This window comes from Mycobacterium vicinigordonae, assembly GCF_013466425.1.
Taxonomy (GTDB): Bacteria; Actinomycetota; Actinomycetes; order Mycobacteriales; family Mycobacteriaceae; genus Mycobacterium; species Mycobacterium vicinigordonae.
The window spans coordinates 5,527,705-5,545,767 of the sequence record NZ_CP059165.1 but is presented as its reverse complement, the minus strand read 5'-3'; the positions used below and the strand labels follow the sequence as shown (position 1 = coordinate 5,545,767).

At 64.2% G+C, this 18,063-nt stretch carries 19 protein-coding genes and 4 tRNA genes; 15 read left to right on the top strand and 8 right to left on the bottom strand.

Features of this window, described 5'->3' with window-relative positions; genetic code table 11:
- Positions 1-4 precede the first annotated feature (4 nt).
- Complete coding sequence (locus H0P51_RS24780; protein WP_180915448.1) at positions 5-910, top strand: SAM-dependent methyltransferase; 906 nt, start codon at positions 5-7, stop codon at positions 908-910.
- On the opposite strand, the gene H0P51_RS24775 is transcribed toward H0P51_RS24780, so the two are convergent.
- Complete coding sequence (locus tag H0P51_RS24775; RefSeq protein WP_180915447.1) at positions 907-1,734, bottom strand: TIGR04255 family protein; 828 nt, start codon at positions 1,732-1,734, stop codon at positions 907-909. The two genes, H0P51_RS24780 and H0P51_RS24775, sit on opposite strands and share 4 nt — an antisense overlap.
- A 91-nt stretch (positions 1,735-1,825) precedes the next feature.
- Positions 1,826-1,898: transfer RNA gene (locus H0P51_RS24770), tRNA-Lys, on the bottom strand.
- 125 nt (positions 1,899-2,023) lie between these two features.
- On the opposite strand from H0P51_RS24770, the gene H0P51_RS24765 reads away from it, so the two are divergent.
- The 3 genes from H0P51_RS24765 to H0P51_RS24755 all read left to right on the top strand — a co-directional run bounded on the left by H0P51_RS24765 (position 2,024) and on the right by H0P51_RS24755 (position 2,316).
- A tRNA-Glu gene (locus tag H0P51_RS24765) sits at positions 2,024-2,096 on the top strand.
- Between the two features lie 33 nt (positions 2,097-2,129).
- Positions 2,130-2,206 (top strand) — tRNA-Asp (locus tag H0P51_RS24760).
- Between the two features lie 33 nt (positions 2,207-2,239).
- A tRNA-Phe gene (locus H0P51_RS24755) sits at positions 2,240-2,316 on the top strand.
- Positions 2,317-2,451: 135 nt separating this feature from the next.
- On the opposite strand, the gene H0P51_RS24750 is transcribed toward H0P51_RS24755, so the two are convergent.
- Positions 2,452-3,741 (bottom strand): MFS transporter, encoded by a 1,290-nt coding sequence (locus tag H0P51_RS24750; protein WP_180915446.1) that lies wholly within the window; start codon positions 3,739-3,741, stop codon positions 2,452-2,454.
- A gap of 62 nt (positions 3,742-3,803) precedes the next feature.
- Between H0P51_RS24750 and H0P51_RS24745 the strand changes: the two genes are divergently transcribed.
- From H0P51_RS24745 to H0P51_RS24730, 4 genes are all read left to right on the top strand, one after another.
- Positions 3,804-4,793 carry an ArsR/SmtB family transcription factor gene (locus tag H0P51_RS24745; protein ID WP_213016713.1) on the top strand — a complete coding sequence of 330 codons (990 nt, stop codon included), beginning with the start codon at positions 3,804-3,806 and terminating at the stop codon, positions 4,791-4,793.
- A gap of 235 nt (positions 4,794-5,028) precedes the next feature.
- Entirely contained in the window at positions 5,029-5,277 is a 249-nt protein-coding gene (locus H0P51_RS24740; RefSeq protein WP_180915445.1) for a hypothetical protein, read from the top strand.
- Positions 5,265-5,969: a TetR/AcrR family transcriptional regulator gene (locus H0P51_RS24735; protein WP_180915444.1), complete on the top strand. Its 705-nt coding sequence runs from the start codon at positions 5,265-5,267 to the stop codon at positions 5,967-5,969. The genes H0P51_RS24740 and H0P51_RS24735 overlap by 13 nt, the downstream gene beginning before the upstream one ends.
- Before the next feature lie 50 nt (positions 5,970-6,019).
- On the top strand, positions 6,020-6,928 hold the full coding sequence (locus tag H0P51_RS24730; RefSeq protein ID WP_180915443.1) for an alpha/beta fold hydrolase: 909 nt from the start codon (positions 6,020-6,022) through the stop codon (positions 6,926-6,928).
- Positions 6,929-7,637: 709 nt separating this feature from the next.
- On the opposite strand, the gene H0P51_RS24725 is transcribed toward H0P51_RS24730, so the two are convergent.
- Positions 7,638-7,841 (bottom strand): cold-shock protein, encoded by a 204-nt coding sequence (locus tag H0P51_RS24725; protein ID WP_180915442.1) that lies wholly within the window; start codon positions 7,839-7,841, stop codon positions 7,638-7,640.
- A 418-nt stretch (positions 7,842-8,259) separates the two neighbouring features.
- On the opposite strand from H0P51_RS24725, the gene H0P51_RS24720 reads away from it, so the two are divergent.
- The 4 genes from H0P51_RS24720 (at position 8,260) to H0P51_RS24710 (ending at position 10,775) form a co-directional block, all read left to right on the top strand.
- Positions 8,260-8,445, top strand: a complete 186-nt coding sequence (locus tag H0P51_RS24720) for a hypothetical protein (RefSeq protein WP_180915441.1) — start codon at positions 8,260-8,262, stop codon at positions 8,443-8,445.
- Positions 8,446-8,697: 252 nt separating this feature from the next.
- Positions 8,698-9,330 carry a DUF5994 family protein gene (locus H0P51_RS28720; protein WP_246398207.1) on the top strand — a complete coding sequence of 211 codons (633 nt, stop codon included), beginning with the start codon at positions 8,698-8,700 and terminating at the stop codon, positions 9,328-9,330.
- Positions 9,331-9,581: 251 nt separating this feature from the next.
- Positions 9,582-10,451, top strand: coding sequence for a hypothetical protein (locus H0P51_RS24715; RefSeq protein WP_180915440.1), 870 nt, complete (start codon positions 9,582-9,584; stop codon positions 10,449-10,451).
- A 42-nt stretch (positions 10,452-10,493) separates the two neighbouring features.
- The gene (locus H0P51_RS24710; RefSeq protein WP_180915439.1) at positions 10,494-10,775 is read left to right on the top strand and encodes a hypothetical protein; all 282 of its coding nucleotides are present in this window, start codon (positions 10,494-10,496) and stop codon (positions 10,773-10,775) included.
- A 94-nt stretch (positions 10,776-10,869) separates the two neighbouring features.
- On the opposite strand, the gene H0P51_RS24705 is transcribed toward H0P51_RS24710, so the two are convergent.
- Positions 10,870-12,492, bottom strand: coding sequence for a PE family protein (locus tag H0P51_RS24705; protein WP_246398204.1), 1,623 nt, complete (start codon positions 12,490-12,492; stop codon positions 10,870-10,872).
- A 504-nt stretch (positions 12,493-12,996) separates the two neighbouring features.
- Here H0P51_RS24705 and H0P51_RS24700 point away from each other — a divergent pair.
- Entirely contained in the window at positions 12,997-13,275 is a 279-nt protein-coding gene (locus H0P51_RS24700; protein ID WP_180915438.1) for a GlsB/YeaQ/YmgE family stress response membrane protein, read from the top strand.
- Positions 13,276-13,471: 196 nt separating this feature from the next.
- On the opposite strand, the gene H0P51_RS24695 is transcribed toward H0P51_RS24700, so the two are convergent.
- From H0P51_RS24695 to H0P51_RS24685, 3 genes are all read right to left on the bottom strand, one after another.
- The gene (locus H0P51_RS24695) at positions 13,472-14,077 is read right to left on the bottom strand and encodes a biliverdin-producing heme oxygenase (RefSeq protein WP_425489094.1); all 606 of its coding nucleotides are present in this window, start codon (positions 14,075-14,077) and stop codon (positions 13,472-13,474) included.
- A gap of 153 nt (positions 14,078-14,230) precedes the next feature.
- A complete protein-coding gene (locus tag H0P51_RS24690) occupies positions 14,231-14,797 on the bottom strand; it encodes a TetR/AcrR family transcriptional regulator (RefSeq protein ID WP_180915436.1) in 567 nt (188 codons plus the stop codon).
- A gap of 26 nt (positions 14,798-14,823) precedes the next feature.
- Complete coding sequence (locus H0P51_RS24685; RefSeq protein WP_246398202.1) at positions 14,824-16,209, bottom strand: PP2C family protein-serine/threonine phosphatase; 1,386 nt, start codon at positions 16,207-16,209, stop codon at positions 14,824-14,826.
- Positions 16,210-16,465: 256 nt separating this feature from the next.
- Here H0P51_RS24685 and H0P51_RS24680 point away from each other — a divergent pair, with 256 nt between their 5' ends.
- A complete protein-coding gene (locus H0P51_RS24680) occupies positions 16,466-17,113 on the top strand; it encodes a sensor domain-containing protein (RefSeq protein ID WP_180915435.1) in 648 nt (215 codons plus the stop codon).
- A 174-nt stretch (positions 17,114-17,287) separates the two neighbouring features.
- Complete coding sequence (locus tag H0P51_RS24675; protein ID WP_180915434.1) at positions 17,288-18,046, top strand: M15 family metallopeptidase; 759 nt, start codon at positions 17,288-17,290, stop codon at positions 18,044-18,046.
- Positions 18,047-18,063: the final 17 nt, after the last annotated feature.

Sequence of the window (18,063 nt, the reverse complement as noted above, 5' to 3'; positions counted from 1 at the left end):
TAACATGGCACGTACCGAGAACGATCGCTGGGACCTCGCCTCGAGCGTTGGCGCGACGGCAACCATGGTCGCTGCCCAGCGTGCCTTGGCCTCGCAGCCGGAATACGCGTTCATCGATGATCCATTCGCAGCACCGTTGGTGCGCACGGTCGGCATCGACGTCTACACGCGGCTGGTGAACGGCGAGATTCCGGTGGGGGAGGACTCCGACTTCGACCCAGGACGGATGGCCAGGGGAATGGCCTGCCGTACCAGGTTTTACGACCAATTCTTTCTCGACGCCACCCGCGGCGGCATCACTTCGGTGGTCATCCTCGCTTCCGGCCTCGACGCGCGCGCCTATCGGCTGCCCTGGCCGGCGGGGACCGTCGTCTACGAGGTCGACATGCCGGAGGTGATCGAGTTCAAGACCGAGACGCTGCGCGAGCTGGGTGCCGAACCGACAGCCGAGCGCCGAACCGTGTCCGTTGACCTGCGCGACGATTGGGCCTCGGCGCTGAAAGCCGCGGGATTCGACATCGAGGAGCCGGCTGCGTGGAGTGCCGAAGGGCTACTCGTCTACCTGCCCGATGACGCGCAGGACGCCTTGTTCGACAACATCACCGCGCTCAGCGCACCCGGCAGCCGGCTCGCCTTCGAGTTCGTGCCCGACACCCGCATCTTTGCGGATCCCCGGTGGCGCGAGCACCACGAACGGATGAGCAAACTCGGCTTCGAACTCGACTTCAACGACCTCGTCTACCACGCCGAACGCAGCCACATCCTCGACCACCTGGCGGGCGAGGGTTGGCAGACGTCGCCCCACACCACCCGGGAGCTGCACGAAGCCAACGGCTTCGGTTATCCCGACGACGAACTTGCCGAGGCCTTCGCCGACGTGACCTACACCAGCGCGGTGCTCAAGCCCTAGTTGGTGGGGCTGGCGTTGCGCAGCAGCTCGTCCTTGAGCCTCGTGGTCAGCATGTCCTGGAACACCGTCTGCGCCGGTGCGTACAGGTCGCGGAAGGTCGACACCAACGCCTCGCGGCTGTACTCCGGAATCGCGCCGGTGGGCGGGGTCCAGAAGCTGTCCAGGTCCATCAGGAAGAACTGACCGGTCTGCGGCGGCGTCACCCGGCGCAGGTGGTAGTTGGCGTCCAGAGCCTGTCCGACACCTGGGCCGTACCGCACGATCAGCGACTTGCCGGGCTGAGCCTCGCGGTAGACCGCCGCGCCCTGCCACTCGGTGAGAGCAAGTCCGGTGGGGGCCAGGCGTTGCGGCCCGAGCAGGCTGTCGTCGATCCAGTTGGCCCACTCGATGCGACCGTCGACGCCCGCAGGCACCCGGACCTCAAGGACATAACGCAGGCCGATGCGCTCGACGCCCACGATCGACGAGACCGCGGAACGTGCGTCCACCACCCGCATCGCGGTGTCCAGGAACGTGTCGAAGTTGGTGTAGGCGCTGGTTTCAACGACGATCGCCTGGTTCTTCAGCGATGCGGCGGTGGTGTTGTCGCGGTTGGAGTAGCGCACGAAGCGGTCGGCGACCGGCTGCGGCGGCTGTCCGGGGGCGGTCATGCCCCATTGCACGTCTTGGGCTTGACGCTCAATCGGCAGGTCGTTGAGCAGGAGCTGTTTGAGTTCGCGGCTTGCCGATTCGGTGAGGGAGTCTGTTGCGGGGTGACGGATTTCGAGCGTCACCAGAGCTACGGGGGCGTTGGGTTGGTCAGCCTGATTCACGTCGGGAAGCATAGCCGCGAGCATAACCATGCGGTGCGGCATTGAAACGAGCTGCCCCGATTGGCTGCGATTGGTGCCGACGGCGCTCTTCCAGCTCGAACGGTGCCCCCAGTAGGACTCGAACCTACGACCTGCGGATTAAAAGTCCGTAGCTCTACCAACTGAGCTATAGGGGCGGCGGAGACTCAGGATACTGCCTGCCCCTGTCGCCCTCGTTTGAGGATTGGGGCCGGGGTGCCCTAAGCTGACTTGGCTCCCAACGTTGATCTCGTTGCGAGTGCCCCGGAGAGATTCGGTTCTGGCCCCCTTCGTCTAGCGGCCTAGGACGCCGCCCTTTCAAGGCGGTAGCGCGGGTTCGAATCCCGTAGGGGGTACTTGCGTCGCGGCTCACCGCGGAGCAGCAGCAAGGCCCTGTGGCGCAGTTGGTTAGCGCGCCGCCCTGTCACGGCGGAGGTCGCGGGTTCGAGTCCCGTCAGGGTCGCCAGCACGGCGAGGCACATGCTGCCTGCCGGCTTCCGGCCAGGTAGCTCAGTCGGTACGAGCGTCCGCCTGAAAAGCGGAAGGTCGGCGGTTCGATCCCGCCCCTGGCCACCATTCTTTACCTGCATGGGCATCGTGCCTCTTGATTGATGGTTGGTTGTGGCGGGTCCGTTTCCGTCCGCTGTGTTCTGGTGACGTTGTTGAACCGGTTGAGATTCGTGACGACGTGGTCGACTTCGTGACTAGAAGTCACTTCGGACGAGGGCGCGTTGCGATGCGACACGTTGGGGTCTTCTGTGCTTTGGCGGGCCTGGTTCGCGCCGTGGGTTGGGACGGAAGGGCAAGGGCGCGCACCGACCGGCTGCTGAGCGGGGCGAGCGCTGCGGCTATGAAGCCAATCCCCGCGTAAAGCGCCACGTTGGCCGGTCCTAGCCATGCGGCGGCCGGTGCGACGAGTAGCTGGCCGACGGGGACGCACGTGTAGGACAACAGATCGTTGTAGGCGGAGATGCGGGACAACTGCTGTCGAGGGATGTGCTGGTGCACGCAGGTGTCCCAGGCGATCGACGGGGCGGCGAATCCCAGCCCGGAAACAAACGCGCAGAGCAGAAACCAGGGTGCGGACAGGTCAATTCCCAAGCCCAGAAGCCCGCAGGCGCCCAAGGCGGCCAGGAGCTGGCCGGAGCGCAGAAACCGTTGCGGGGCATGGCGGTACAGCACTACACCCATAAACAGGGCGCCGATGGCGCGCACACTCAGCGCCATCCCCCATACGGGCGCATTGGCTCGCGCGATGGTGATTTCGGGTCCCAGAATTTGCCATGTTCCGGTACCGATCAGGTTGATGACTGCAAATGAGGCGGTGGTCGCCCATAGCCATCGTGTTGACCGGAAGGTGCGCCATCCCCGGCGTATCTCGGTCAACACGCTGTCGCCCGAAGGGCCGCTCGGTGTGTCGGCTAGCCGGAGTCTAGAAAAGATCGCCGCGGCGGCCAGGAAGCTGATGGCGTCGACGGCAATGGCGATCCCGCCTCCGCGTGCGGCTACGAGCAGGCCGGCAACAACTGGCCCGAGAACCTTCGTGAGATTCTTTGCCGTGGCCAGTGTTGCGTTGGCACGCGGCAGTTGGGCGGACTCAACCAACTCGGGCACAATGCCCCGCAGTGCAGGGGAGGCAAAGGCTTCCAGTGCCCCGTTAATGAACTGCAAGCACGCCACCAGTGCCAGTTGGTAGTGACCGGTGAGCAAGATGGCGGCGACCGCGCCCTGGGTCAGCCCCGCGCCCAGATTCGTACCCACCAAGAGGGCGCGTCGCGGCCAGCGGTCACCCAGTACGCCGCCCACCAGCAACAAGCCAAGCTGCGCCGCCACCTGCACGGCCAAAACCACACCAAGGTCGCTCGGCCGATGTGATGCCTGCAGCACCGCCAAACTCAGCGCGACAGGTGTTATCGCGCTTCCCGCTAGCGAGACTGACCTGCCCACTACGAAGCAGCCGAAGGGCGTGCGGACCGCGCTTGAGAGTGCCGAACGTGCCATAGCCGGACAGCATCGCAACGGCACGATTCAGCCGCTATCCTTACGCCAAAAGGCGCAAGGATATGACGCTTCTCCAGCTCAGCCCTAATGCATTAGCCCACTGCCGTTTCGCGATCTCACCGCTGGCCGAAACCGTGGGTGCGCTAATCACTTTGCAGCGACGATGCACCGATCCTGCCTCGGCCCGCTGGCACGCCAAACACCGGCCGGCCTACCGCCGCTGGCTCGACGCCAACCCGATCGCTGCCGCACTACTGCCGCTGATAGCGACTACTAAACGATTCCCCGACATGATCGCCATACCACCTGAGCACGGGATGAACACCCGCCTTGGTGCTGAACTCGCATTGATGGCAGCCTTCGGCGACGACGACATCCGTGCCGGGGTGCGTGCCGCAGCGGCGGCGAGCTGGAAAACCCATCGCCTCGACTGGCTCGAACAGCAGCATCTGGCTGCCCGCACCGCGGAGCTATTCGACGAGGGTTGGCGGCAATTCGTCGAACCAGATTGGTCACGGCGCCGTGCCGTGCTGGAACGAGACATCATGTACCGCGCTGGGCTCCTGGCCGCTTACGGCTGGAAGCACGCCGTCGAATCGATGAAGCAGCGCTCAGTTTGGGTCGGGGACAATGCGATTCGTTTCAGCAATCAGCACTGGCCCGACCGCATTATCGACGAGGGGCTGATTTTTGTTCCGCGCACCACCACCGGCGGATGGTGGACGTGTGAACGAGCCCCCCGCTACGCCCTGGTCTACTGCGCCTACGGTCCCCACGCCGAGCCGACTGCGCCCGACCTCGACGGCACCGACGCCCTGTCGACCCTGCTCGGGCCCGGCCGGTCCCGCATCGCACGCCAGCTGCAAACCCCCGCCACCAGTACCCAACTCGCGCACACGCTCGGCCAGTCCCTGGGCACGGTGAGTAGCCACCTCGCCGTATTGCGCGATGCAGGAACAATCGTCGGAACCCGAGTCGGACGCAGCGTCACCTACCGGCTCAGCGAACAAGGACATCAACTCCTGCAACTCCTCGGCGAATGTTCACACTGAGGCCCCGAGGAACTGCTGAAGATCGGTACGGGTGATTTCGTCGAGCTGCGTGTCCGTAAATTCCGACGGCAGCGCGAAATTACGCAGGCGCAATGAGCCGTGGGCAACGGCGGTAGTTCCTAGAGGCAGGCACATCGTCGTTGACCTCAGACCGTCAGTCTTCTATACCGACTGGTGGTCTTGCATACCGACTATTGGTCGGTTATGGTCGTATTTGACACGTAAGGACGTCGTAGTGAGCGCAGCGGAGCAGTCGCAACAGGGACGCACCCGCATGCTCGCCCGCGGGGTGCTCCTGTTGGCCGCCCCCGACGTCCTCAACGCGGCCGGCAATGTTTTTGAGCAGCGCGCCATTTCGGCGGAAAGGACCATCACCGGCGCCTTGGTGTTGGTCGGCCTTTATCTGACCTACGCCGCAACGTTCGAATCAAGCCCAGTCATTGGAACGGGCTCAACGTCAGGACCGGCCGTATGCCACGGGTAGTGAAGCATCCAGACATTCGGCGGGCAGAACTGTTAGACCGCGCAACCGCGTTGTTTGTCGAGCGCGGCTATGACAATGTCAGCCTCAATGATTTGATCGCGGACGCTGGGGTCTCCAAAGGTGCTTTCTACCACTGGTTTCCATCGAAAGAAGCCCTGATCACCGCCCTGACCGAGCGTGGTGCCCACCACCAGTTCGAGGTCATCCAGGACGTCGTGGCCCGATGTGACGGCAATGCGTTGGAACGGCTAAACACGCTGCTGCAGAGCGGGTTTGATGTCAAGATGCAGACCGGAACAGCTGAACAGCTGGCGGCCATGGTATCGCTTCTGCGACCTGAGAATGCGCACCTGTACGCACGAATCGTCAGCGTTGCAGAGGATCTGGCTCGACCGCTGCTCACTGAGTTGATTTCCAATGGGGTACAGGAGGGCATTTTCGACACCTTTGATCCCGAAGGCGTCGCCGATATGATCCAGGGCCTCGCCGCGCGGACCAACTCAAACATCCTGCAGGTCTTTGAGGCCGCCGACGAGTCAGCCAGAGACCAGGCGATCGACGTTCTGACAACCAGATTGAGGCTGCACGGATTGGCGATCGACCGCATTCTCGGACTACCAGACGGCAGTATCACCGTCTTGACCGCTGACCAAGTCAAGGCCTTGCTCGCGCCACTGCCGCGCAACTACTGATGCCGCGGAATCACCTGGAACAACTATCGCCACGTACAGAGGGGGTTGGCATGTTGGTTAGCAAGAAGGCAACGTATTTGAAGAAGGTCGTAACCTCGAAAGACGGCACGAGCATCGGCTTTCGCGAGTTCGGCGATGGTCCTGGGCTAGTGATTTTGCACGGCGGGGCGCTAGCCTCGCAGCATTACATGAAGCTTGGCACCTCCTTGGCGGACGCATTCACCGTCTATATGCCGGACCGACGCGGCCGTGGGATGAGCGGCCCCTACGGTCCGCACTACAGCATCGAACGCGAGGACGAAGACCTCGACGCCATCATCGCCACCACCGGAGCGCAGTACGTTTTCGGTGTCGCCGATGGTGGCTTATTTGCGCTACATGCCTCCACCGCGATACCGGCGATCCGCAAGGTCGCCGTCTTTGAACCGGTCCTGTTCGTCGGCCAACCCGGCCTGGACGAGTTCAAACGAATCATCAACCGTGGGCAACGGCTGGTGGATAGCGGCGATATCGCCGCAGCGATGGCGAGCCTGGCCAAAGACTCTTACGACTCAGATCCTCGGGCACAGGAGGTTTCGGCACCCTATCGGCTGCTGGGCCGGGTGATGACGCAGCCGGCCATCTGCCGCGCGTTGCTGTGGGCCGATGCTCGACGGGTCACCGGCGACGGCGTCCCACTACGGGACCTAATAGTTGCTTGGAAACAAGAATTGGACGTGGTCAAGGCCACCGAGGGCACTCTCGAAGACTACGCGAAGGTGGCCGCCGAGGTCTTACTGATGTGTGGAACCGGTGCCCCAACGCTTTTCACCGGCACGCTGGACGCCTTGCAGCAGGTGCTGCCGCGAGCGACTCGGGTCGAATTGCCCGGCCTCAACCACGGCGGCCCCCAGGACCAAGGCGGCAATCCCGCGATCATCGCCGAGCAGCTGCGGCGCTTCTTTGGTCGCGATACCTGATTGCGTTGCGGACGGGGCAGTGATGGCATCTATTCACGACCCTCATAAGAGTGGCGAAAAGTCGAGTGTTGCAGTAGCTTCCAAGTCCGTGCGAGGCTGAGCGGCCGCAACGCCGAGGCGTCCCGACCAAGCATTCACGACGGTGACGGCGCAGCGGCGGAATCGCTCGCGGGGCGGTCGGAGAAAGTGGGAAGTTGCACCGGTTCTGAATCGTCACCGGTGCGAGATACGACTTCGGGTGCGTAGCGATGTGAAAACAAATCGATCGATTTCATGTTGTTGGGCATCCTTCTCATTGGATTTAGCCTCGGCTCAAACATTGGTCTGACGAGCGAAGAGCGGTTGATTTGCCGGCGGACGCGCCCTCTGGATATCTCGGCGAAGTGACGGCCGGTAACACGCGACGGTTCGGTTCTTGGCGGTCCGAACTGATCCTAACCATGTCGCCGACCTGGAAGCGTTGCGCGGTACCGCCGCTCTCATCATCGCCGGATCTGCTACGTCTGGATCGGTCTGGGGTACCACTTTCAGAAGTGGCCTCTCGCAGGCGACTGCAAGCACTTCGAGGGTGTTGGTTGACATCGTACAACTCGGATGAGCCCGATTCTTGGAAAGTACGCCTGCCAGCTCTGAGGCTAAAGGACCTCTCAAATGTGCTGTGGGCTGGCAGGAATTCACCCACCAGCCCACGCGGGATAAAACTCTCGCGCTAGACGACAGTCACCCCAACTGCCTGCGGACCCTTGGCGCCCTGCTCGATGCTGAACTCAACTCGCTGGTTATCCTCGAGCGACCTGTAGCCGCTTCCCTGGATTTCCGAGTAGTGGACGAACACATCTGCCGCGCCGCCATCGGGAGCGATAAAGCCGAAGCCTTTTTCGCCGTTAAACCATTTCACAGTTCCCTGTGTCATACTTCCAACTTCTCTCATTCTGAACAGATGCCGATGGGCATCCGTGCTTACAGTAGCACGTGCGAGAGCTGGAACTATCTTCAATTGGGACGGAAGGCTTTTCATTCAGGGTTCACCTGGCTGGACTCCGCAGAAGCTGGAAGTTAACAGAACAAGTTCATCGCGCCACGACGGCCGCGGTGGCCTGCACGGCCGTACGAACGCCTCGCGCCATCCGACGACAAGTTCGTGACCACCTCCGTCCGCGAGGATGCGCCGGTACGGCTTGCCAGCTACGCACGAGCCGCTGTGGCGGTAGTATCAAGCGCAACCAGTGATTCCGCCACGGCGATGGAAACCACGGAGAACCGGGTGTTGATCGGTTACGCCCTACCCGCCGAATTCTGTTCTCGTGCTCCACCTTTCGTGAGGATAGTCTATGTGCGATGAATTGTTTTCCGGCTTCAGCGAAACGGGGTGGGATGAGGCGCCCTGGGACGTCGAGCCGACGTTCACTGCTGAGGAGTTGAACATCTTGCTCAACCCAGCATTATCGGTCGCTGAGGCGGCCGACCGTGTGGGCTGCGTCGAACGCGACGTTCGCCGGTTGCGTCGAACGTCCTGACGGCGAGCGTTCGCTGTCGGACGATTGCGCCAATCTCGTTCAAGGCCCGTCGGATACGACGCCATGCCTTTTCGCAACGGTGTCGGTGCGCAGTTCGAGTGCGACACGGTGGCGACGTATTGCGCTTGAGGCAGATGCGCCGTAGGGTCAGACAGCATCGGCGGTACTTCGTACGTATAGCACTCCAAAGCTTGCGTCGTCGCTGATTGGAAATGATCTGGCTGATTCCAAGCCAATGACAGGAGCGTCCTCGTGACGCAACAACACGTACTTCTTGACGTTCAAACCTCAGGTGCACCCGAGTCTGATGGGCCACTTCGGCTGCGTCTAAAGCCCAAATCCCCCACATCCGGCTACGTCGACGGAGCATGGTGGCCTCGTAGCGATGACCTTGCTGCGGAGTTGCCCAATCTGTTGTCGGCTCTGGCAATTCGGCTCGGGCCGATCGACCGTGTGCTCTACCGAACCGGTGAATGGTCAACACCGCCAAGGAAACTCGTTATCGACGATGGCGTTGTTCGGCTCGAGGGCTGCCCACTGCAGCCGCCTGCGACCATCGAAGTCCAGGGTTTCAATCGCGGCCGGATCGTCTTGCTGATCGTCCCCCCACATCTGGCGCCGCGCAATGCGCGCGCAACCGTGATGGCCGCCGCGCAACCAGTTGACGCCGACACCGTCGACCGGCTATTCGATACCACGCGTCGTCCGCGGGGCGGACGAGCACTTGCATCTAGGGTCCGGTCCCTTTTCGCAGTTGGCGGCGGGAATAGCCTGGTCGAAGGCGTCCAATCGACCTCCGTCAAGAGGCTGCAACGTCGTTACCGTCGAACGCCGCCGACAGCGCTCGCGACACCCGCGCCGCAACTTCAGATGTGTTGCGGGTAGAACACCCGGGCCCTGGCCGAGTCGCCCCGCTGGCTCAACACTCGTTAAAAGGTAAAAGCGGTTGCGCCACACCACCTATGTGTTGTTCCGTGTTCGCTCCCTCATGGCCGGTGCCCAGTTGCGGTAGCCGGCTAGCGCGACGCTGAGCGGCTTGGCCCGAAGAAGCGTCCGGATCCGCTTTTCTTCAGCTTAATTTCAACTCCGCTGGCTACCGTCCGTGCTATCAATCTCCAACGGACACGGGAAACCCCATGACCTCCGACGGCAGCGACCACGCGGACTCCGACGTGGACTTCAACGCGGGCACAAATAGCACCCCAGACAGTGGCGAGAACCCGGCCCCGGTCCAGGCGGAGAGGCCCCGGCGACGCGTCCGGGCCGCGGTTAGTGAACGGGTACGCCGCCGGCCGGTCGGCACGGCCATCGTGGCGGCGCTAATGGGGCTGATCGTCGGCGCGACCGCCACCATTGCCGTGATCGCCAGGAGCCCCTACCTGGCCACACCGATCGGCGGGCAAAATCTGGCCACACCGACCAACGGGCAGCCCGGCGCGATCGCGCCGCTTGGACCGCCCGCGCGCATCACGCCTGACCTTCCCCCGCCGCAGGCGTTGCGTCCCGCGCCGCCGCCGAAGGCCGAGCCTAGCTACCCCAAGGCGCGTGCTCGACCCGCGCCGCAGGAGCCGGTTCCACCGTCTCCGCCGGAGCCTGGGGGACCGCTGCCACCGCCGCCGGTTGCGCAGGGTGAACCGTTGCCAGGGCCACCTGTTGTGCCTGGGGCCTGGGGTTCACCCCCGCCACCGCCGGACGTACAACCACCACTCGGCGTGCAGTGGAGTCCACCAGGTCCACCGCCTGGCGGGCCGGCGCCGTTGCTGGCCGCGCCGTGGGGTCCGCCGCCGCCACCGGAGCCGTTGGGTCCACCACCGCCTGGCGGGCCGGCGCCGCCACTGGCCGCGCCGTGGGGTCCGCCGCCGCCACCGGAGCCGTGGGGTCCACCAGGTCCACCGCCTGGCGGGCCGGCGCCGCTGCTGGCCGCGCCGCCGTTGGGTCCGCCGCCTGGCGGGCCGGCCCCGCTGCCAGCCGTGCCGTGGGGTCCGCCACCACCTCCTCCCGCGTAGCTACTGAGAAATACCCGTCAAAGGAACTGAGGAGCAGCCACCGTGATCGTGTTGTTGTTGCTGGCCGCTGTCGCCGCGGGTGCCTACTGGGCAGGCACGCAGACCCGTCCCCATCCCCGAAACGACGTACCGCAGCACCCTGCCGTCGGTACCAGCGGGTCGACGCCGAGACGAATGTCGGCTCCGTCATGGGCGTGGGTGCTGGGTGTGGTGGTGCTTGTCGTGATGGTCCTGGGTTTCGGTATGGGGCCTGGTGGAATGCTCGACGGGCCGGGCCTGCTCGGCGGCCCAGGAGGCATGTTCGGGCCAATGTTTGGCCCGTGAGCCACGCAGCGTTCAGCGGTTTGGCGGACTCCCCGGGGACGACTCCGTCACCCCTGTTGAGCCGTCGCCGCCACTGGAGCTTCGGGTGCATGAGTTAGGGACTTGGATACGGCGTCCCGGTCACGATCGAATCGGCCGCTTCGGCAAGGACGGCGAGCTCCAGACCTCCTAGGAACGGCAGCAGCCCGAAGTTCGCCGCGACCGGATCGCCGAAAGCACTGAGCAGGCCCGCGAGCGGCTGCCCGCTCACTATCTGGCTGACACCCCCCAAGAACAGGTTCACGTCATAGGACGGCAACGAGACCAGCGCCGCCATGGTGATGTCGGCGGTAGGGAGCAAGGTCGCATAAGCCGTCGAGACGGCGGTGGTGGCACCACTGACGATCTGGGTGTTCGCCGCCTGCAGGCCCGACAGCAGGTCCGGAATCGACGCCGGAAAGGTCGGCAGGGCCAGGGTGCCGGGTGCCGAGACCAGCGACTCCAGCGAACCCAGCGTCGGCAACCCCATCCCCTGAATGTCGTTGACAGCGGCCGTGATTCCCGCTGGGATCCCATGCAGCATCGCTGGCCCCAGGGCCAAGGTGTCGCTCAGTGGCGGCAGGAATCCGAACGGCGTGGGCACATTGGCCGGCCCCGTGGACCAACCGTAGCTCGGGTCGCCGTAGCCCCAGTTCACCAGCGGCCGCAGCACCGGCTGAATCAGGTCCGCCAGCGGGTCGCCGACGACTGGCAGGTACCGCAGCGGCTCCAGCAGGGGCAGATTCTGGCTGGGAATCATGTAGTAGGTGGTCATGGTGTCACCGACCGTCGGCAAGACTACCGCCGAAGCCAACTGCGCGGCGGTCACGCTGTCATAGGTGCCGTGCACGGTGACCATGCCGACCAGGGCGTTCAGGTCAGACACCACATTGATCGGATACCGCGGGAAGTCCGCCCACCCATCGTATTCGAGGGTGTAGGAGACGGTGTTGAAGCTGTTGCTGGGTGCTGCGCCAAGGGTGCTGAAGCCCAGCGTCGGCAGGCTCAAGCCAGGGAAGCGCGCGTCCCACCCGCCGTTGGGGTTCATCGAATTGCCAAGCAGCACAAAGTTGATTGGCAACGAACTGGGCGTACCGGAGGGGTCTAACTGCTGCATCAGCAGCGAGGCGATGTTTGCGCTCTGCGAGTAGCCCAGCACGTTCACGGTCTTTCCGGCCGCGAGCTGCTGCTGGACCGCGTTGTTCAAGATCGTTACGCCCCGCGACAGCGACACCGCCTGGGTCAGGTCCTTGATTCCGCTGTCGGGATACTCCCCGGCCGGCAGGGTCAGCGGCATCAGGTCACCGGCCGGGAATTTGAGGTACCGGCTGACCATGTCGTTAACGAACGTCCACGACGGTGTCGGTGTACCGCTGCCGGCCATCACGAAGGTGACGGCAGGGTCTGCGGCTAGAGCGCTGAGGGTCGCGGACTCGGTGCCAGCGTAGGCGGCACCCGATGCGGCCAGCGCCTGGCCGAATCTGGTGTGCAGGGCCGCAATTTGGCCGAGGACTGCTTGACACTCCTGGGCCTGTGCGTTGAAGAGGGTTGTGATGGCTTCGGATACCTCGTCGGCGGCGGCTGCCGCCACGTCGGTGGTAGCGCTCGCCGCGCTCACGGCGGCGTCGTTGACCGCCGAACCGATCGCCGCCACATCGGCGGCCGCCGATGTCAGCGCCGGAAGGTGAATATTCAGCACGTCTAGCAGGTTGTCACGCTGACAGAGGTGACGCAGCCGAACGGGCGGGTGAACCGCCAAGAAGCAGCCGATTCACAGTCAGCCCAGCAAGATTCATGGGATTGCCGGTATCTGTTAGGCAGCGGGGCCGAACGTCGGAAGTGCAAGGGGCTCCGAGCGAACGCGGCCGAGACCTGATAGCGAACCACTCGACGTCGCCGCCACGTACGTCGATCCGCCAAACACCTGGTCGCCGGCAAACGTATCGCCAGGGCCGCAAAACGCGCACAAAACGGGCTCCAGCGTGGGATAGCCGCATGCGGGGCAAGCGTTAGTGCTCACGGCGAAGACCTCCTAGTGAACGTGCGTCGAACGCCTCTTGGATCTACCCCCGGTCCCGGCCAGCTAAACGCTTCCGTACCAACGGGTAAATGACCGTTGGGGGGTGTTACGGCCGCGCGAATTGGGGAACCCGGTGTCGCAGACGGGGCCGATCGGGCGCCCGCCAGGACAAGGAGTTCGAAAATGATCGGAGCAATAATCCTTTCCCTCATCGTGGGCGCGGTGATTGGAGTGGTGGCGCGACTCGTCATGCCCGGCAAACAGAACATCGGGATGATCATGACGGTGTTACTCGGTGCCCTCGGGGGCCTGGTCGGTTCGGCGGTGGCCGCACAATTCGGCTACTCCAACGCCAACGGTGGCGTCGCCTGGGTCCCGTTCTTCGTCGGTATCGGGGCTGCTGTGGTGTTCATTGCAATCTACGAGGCCGTCACCGGTCGCCGGACGCGGTTGCCGCACTGACCGAAGTTGAACGCGGGTCAGCCGCGGATCCATGCCAGTTGGAGTCGCCGTCGACATTTATTGTCGGCGGCGGTTTCGCTTTGGAGTCGAAACATCTTGGGGCCGAAGGCAACCGGTCGGGATCCGGAACGAGCGTAACGCCGCTGGGAGAATTGAGGGGTATCTTCCAGCGGCGTTACGCCCGGGTCTGAACAGATCAGCTCCGGTAGGCGGGCAGATTCGTCGCTAATTCGTTGAACAGCGCCTGGTTGAGGTTGAACGCGATCTTCACCTCGTCGACGGCCCTGTCGATCTGGTCGGCGTCGAGGTCGAGAGCGTCGAGCCGACGGCGATAGGCGTCCTTGTACGGCTTGGGCCGCATCGGGAATTCGTAGAAGGACAGGCCCGCGCCGTTCAGGCCGAAGGTGCGGTCCAGAATCTTGCCAATGGCTTGGCCGCCGGACAGGTCGCCGAGATAGCGCGTGTAGTGGTGCGCCACCAATGCGCCTCCCCAAGTCGCGGTGGCCAACCGGTCACGGTACGCGCGAGCAGCGGGGGAGTCGACGTGATGCCCGGCGCCGGGCGCCCAGTGCTGCAGGTCGGCATCGATTGCGGCCAGGCGCTCCAGGGCCGGGTCGTACACCGCGGCCACCAGCGGGTCGTTACGGTAAGCCCGCACCGCTTCCTCCAGCCCTTGGTAGATCACGCGGAGCCGCAACAGGTAGTCGGCATAACCCTGGCGGTTGACTCGGCCGGACAAAAGCTCGGATACATAGGGTGAGTGTTCAGCGGCTTCGTGCTCGGCGGTCGAACCCTCTTTCATCGCAACGGAGAAGGGCCGCAGGGCCTCGGCTGCGCTGACTGACACGTTTGCTCCCGGGTATTCGGCTTCTGTTCCAACAACTCTGACAACATGTCAAAACGATGCTGACAAGATGTCAGGAAACATAACACAGCCTTCGGCGGATGTCGTGTCTTAGGGGCGTGCCCCCAGAGCACGCAGGATAAACCGCTCGATGGCCGTCACCGGCAACTCGCGCGGCGCGAGGCAGGCGTGTAGCAACGACATGGTGGCGGCCTGGTCTTCGATCACGAACTGTCCGCTCGCAACACCGTCGGCCAGGATTTCCCGCAACACGTCCTCGATGGCGACCACGTGCTCGCGGATGGCGCGCATCGTGTCGTGCGACAGCGCGCCATACAGTTGCGGCCCGAGCCCCATGTGAAATTGCTCGCCGGCGCCGAGCTGATGCCGAATGTAGATCCGCAGCCGCGCCACCGGGTCGTCGACGTCCGCCAAGTCGCCACGCAGCCCGTCGATGTAGCGGCTCGTCTCGTGCGACGCGAAAGCCACCACTACCGCCTCTTTGTCGGCGAAATGGTGATAGATCGCGGTACGGCCGATGTCGGCGGCGGCCGCCAGCTTGGCCATGGTGATCGCGTCGAAGCTGTGCTCGGCCATCAGGGTGGCGAACGCCTCGAAGACTCGTCGCTGGACTTGCTCGCGGTGCTCCTCCACCGATGAGGCGCTGATCTTAGGCACACGCGACTCTAACGCCGACAACAGGTTTAGCGGGCACCGATCGCCAGCACGGCTACGTCGTCGTCGGGATTCAATTTAGGAACCAGCGTGGCGAACCGGTCGATCAGCCCCGCGGCGCCCAGGCCCGCGTGCTCGACGGCGAAGTCAGCCAGACTGTGCTCGTCGAACGGCGGCGTGGCACGGCGGGATTCGACGATGCCGTCGGTATAGAACAGCAAAATCTCGCCCGGACTCAGCCGAACCCGACAAGAGTCGAAGGTGGCGTTGGACGTCATACCGACCAGCATCCCGTCCGCGGAGCGTACTTGACTCGCGCTGCCGCTGCAGGGGTCGAGGAGCAGCGCCGGTGGGTGCCCGCCGGTGGCAATGGTGACCTCGAACCCGTGGCCGCCGGAGGCGGGCTCCAGGTTGCCGAACAATACTGTGCAGAATCGCCGTGGATCCAGCTCGCGAAGTAACGCCGCGTTGAGTTCGGCGAGAACTTCGGTTGGATCGGCGAAGTGCAGCGCGGCGGCGCGCAGTGTGTAACGGATCAGCGACGTCGCCACAGCGGCTTCGGCACCATGGCCCTCGACGTCACCGATGAAGAACGCCCACCGGCTGTGACCGAGTGCGAACACATCGTAGAAGTCCCCGCCGACTTGCCGCGGGGACGCCGGATGGTAGTGCGCGGCCAGGGCGAGACCGTCGATCTCCGGCAGGGAGGGCGGCAGCAGCGTCCGCTGCAGGACGGTCGCATACTCCGTGATGAGATCCCGTTCATGCTCTGCGACGTCGCGGGTGTGCTCGGCGATGTCGCGGTGGCGGATCGCGTCGTCGCGGTCCAGCCGGGCATCGTCACGGGCTATCTCAGCGGTGTCGCGGTCGAGCCGGGCATCATCGCGCGCGAATTCCGCCGCGTCCCGTTGCCGCCGGGCGAAGCGCAGGTTGTCCAACGAGGACAACCGGCTTTCCAACTGATCCATCACCAGGTCCGCAAGATCGCCGAGGATGCCCAGTTGTTCCTGCGTGGCGGTATGCGACTGGGTGTCCAGTACGGCCACCGCGCCGAGTCGATAGTTGTCGGCGGTGGTGATCGGCGCGCGCGCATAGAAGCGGATCTGGTGATCGCGCACGAACGCATTGTGGGCGGTACGCGGATCGGTGAGCGCATCTTCGACCAAAACCGCATGACCCGCAGCGTCTAGGCCGGCCGCCAATTCCTCGGCGGCCGCGCCATGCCGCGCGCTTTGCAGCCCGTGGACGGCCAGAAACCAGGTGCAGTCGCGATCGACGATCGACACCAAGGCCATCGGTGCACCGAAGACTCGCGCCGCCAGCGCGGCGATTCGTCCGAAAATCCGGTCGGGCGGAGTCTCGTGCAATCGGTACCGTTCTACCGCCTGCAAGCGGGCCGTCTCAGTGGCATTCACGGCAAATAAGGTCTGGAAATCGTGGTTGCCTCCGCGCCGGAAACTCTGACAGAAAGACCAACGGCCCGATGCGTCCGACTATAGTCCGAATGCCGCGTGCCGGGCCTGTGCACAGACTCCGGACCTGCGCCGCAGCGGCGCCGCTACCTATGAACTGCCGATGAGTATTCGTGGTATTGCACTGGCGGGGCGATGACCGGTCTTGGCCAGTCATAGTGTTGAGGTAGCAAGGCGCACCTCGATCCGGACCAAGGACATGACACCTCGATCACGCCGGACTGCCATCATCCGCGCAGCGTCCGTCACCGTCCTCGTGGCGCTTACTGCCTGTTCGACCCGAAACACCTCCGCCGCACCGGCTGCGACCCCGGTCTCGCGCGCCGACTCACTGATCGTCAGTGTCGAAGAGGTTCGTCGCATCGCGAACTACGAGGAGCTCACCGCGCACTCCCACGCCGACCTGCGGCAGCCACCCGTCGGCGATCTGAACGCGCCGGGGCCGTGCCGGGCCGCCGGGATCAGCGACGTAACGTTCGGCACCGGGTGGTCAGAGTTCCGCAGCGCGGGCTATCACGGGATTACCGACGACCTCAAGCCTGGTGGGCCGGCGATGATTCAGACGGTCAGCCAGGCCGTCGCCGTCTATCCGGACTCGAACGCAGCGCGTGGAGTGCTGAACCAGCTAGAAGAGTCACTGCGGGCCTGCGCGGATCTACACGATCCGCACTACCAGTTCACCCTCGACAGGCCGGATTCGGCGACCGTACGGCTCAATGCCAACGCGTGGAGCCATGTGTACCGCGAGAAGGACTCGGTGTTGTTGTCGATTGGCGTAGTCGGACTCGAGCCGGCCGACCAGATCGCCGGGGCTATCTTGCAGACCGCGACCGATCGAATTCGCTGACGTTCGGTCGTGGCGCTCCGCGTCCGTGGGGTTGGCGACTGGACAATGACGTCTGTGCGAAGAGCGACGACGTCTGTGCGAAGAGCGACGACGTCCGTGCGAAAAGCGACGACGTCCGTGCGAAAAGCGACGACGTCCGTGCGAAGAGCGACGACGTCCGTGCGAAAAGCGACGATGTCCGTGCGAAAAGCGACGTCGATCCTGCTGACCGCCTTGGCCGTGGGTGCGGTCGCGGCGTGTGGTGCGTCGCCGTTCGGCGTTCGCTCGGATACCGCGACGTCGATATTGCCGGTGGGTACCACGGCTCCGCTCAGTCCCAGCGTTCCCCCGGTAAGCGCCGAAGCCGCTGCGGCGGGTCTCGTCGACGTGCGCAGCGTAGTTCCCGACGCCGTGATCGATCTGCGCTATGCCACCACGGACAATTTCACCCACACCCAGCTCTACCCCGCCGATGCCCGCTGCCTGGTGCATCAATCGATGGCACACGGGCTGGAGTCCGCCGCCGCGGCGTTGCGGCCACAGGGCCAGGTCCTCGTCTTCTGGGATTGCTACCGCCCGCACGACGTCCAGGTGAAGATGTATCAAGTGGTGCCGAACCCCGCCTGGGTGGCTCGCCCGGGCCCGTACGCGACCAGCCACGAGGCCGGGCGTTCGGTGGACGTCACCTTCACCAGCTCACAGCAGCCATGTCCTACCGAGCGGCATGCCGGGTACTTCTGCCTGGCTGACATGGGCACCGATTTCGACGACTTCACCGACCGCGCAAAGGCTTTCGCGACCAAGGACGTCGGTCCCGCCGCCTACGCGAATCGGGTCCGGCTGCGCGATGCAATGAATTACGGCGGGCTATCGGTGTACTCCGGTGAGTGGTGGCACTTTGACGGTCCCGGCGCGGCGGTGCAGCGACCAATCCTTGATGTCCCGGTCGACTAATCGTCTCATTATTTGAG

Excerpts from the sequence above, each read along its gene's own strand:
- H0P51_RS24775 (WP_180915447.1), bottom strand. The coding sequence starts at position 1,734 with ATGCTTCCCGACGTGAATCAGGCTGACCAACCCAACGCCCCCGTAGCT.
- H0P51_RS24780 (WP_180915448.1), top strand. The coding sequence starts at position 5 with ATGGCACGTACCGAGAACGATCGCTGGGACCTCGCCTCGAGCGTTGGC.
- H0P51_RS24700 (WP_180915438.1), top strand. The coding sequence starts at position 12,997 with ATGATCGGAGCAATAATCCTTTCCCTCATCGTGGGCGCGGTGATTGGA.
- H0P51_RS24725 (WP_180915442.1), bottom strand. The coding sequence starts at position 7,841 with ATGACACAGGGAACTGTGAAATGGTTTAACGGCGAAAAAGGCTTCGGC.
- H0P51_RS24675 (WP_180915434.1), top strand. The coding sequence starts at position 17,288 with ATGTCCGTGCGAAAAGCGACGTCGATCCTGCTGACCGCCTTGGCCGTG.
- H0P51_RS24730 (WP_180915443.1), top strand. The coding sequence starts at position 6,020 with ATGTTGGTTAGCAAGAAGGCAACGTATTTGAAGAAGGTCGTAACCTCG.
- H0P51_RS24750 (WP_180915446.1), bottom strand. The coding sequence starts at position 3,741 with ATGGCACGTTCGGCACTCTCAAGCGCGGTCCGCACGCCCTTCGGCTGC.
- H0P51_RS24695 (WP_425489094.1), bottom strand. The coding sequence starts at position 14,077 with ATGAAAGAGGGTTCGACCGCCGAGCACGAAGCCGCTGAACACTCACCC.
- H0P51_RS24720 (WP_180915441.1), top strand. The coding sequence starts at position 8,260 with ATGTGCGATGAATTGTTTTCCGGCTTCAGCGAAACGGGGTGGGATGAG.
- H0P51_RS24715 (WP_180915440.1), top strand. The coding sequence starts at position 9,582 with ATGACCTCCGACGGCAGCGACCACGCGGACTCCGACGTGGACTTCAAC.
- H0P51_RS24745 (WP_213016713.1), top strand. The coding sequence starts at position 3,804 with ATGACGCTTCTCCAGCTCAGCCCTAATGCATTAGCCCACTGCCGTTTC.
- H0P51_RS24735 (WP_180915444.1), top strand. The coding sequence starts at position 5,265 with ATGCCACGGGTAGTGAAGCATCCAGACATTCGGCGGGCAGAACTGTTA.
- H0P51_RS24680 (WP_180915435.1), top strand. The coding sequence starts at position 16,466 with ATGACACCTCGATCACGCCGGACTGCCATCATCCGCGCAGCGTCCGTC.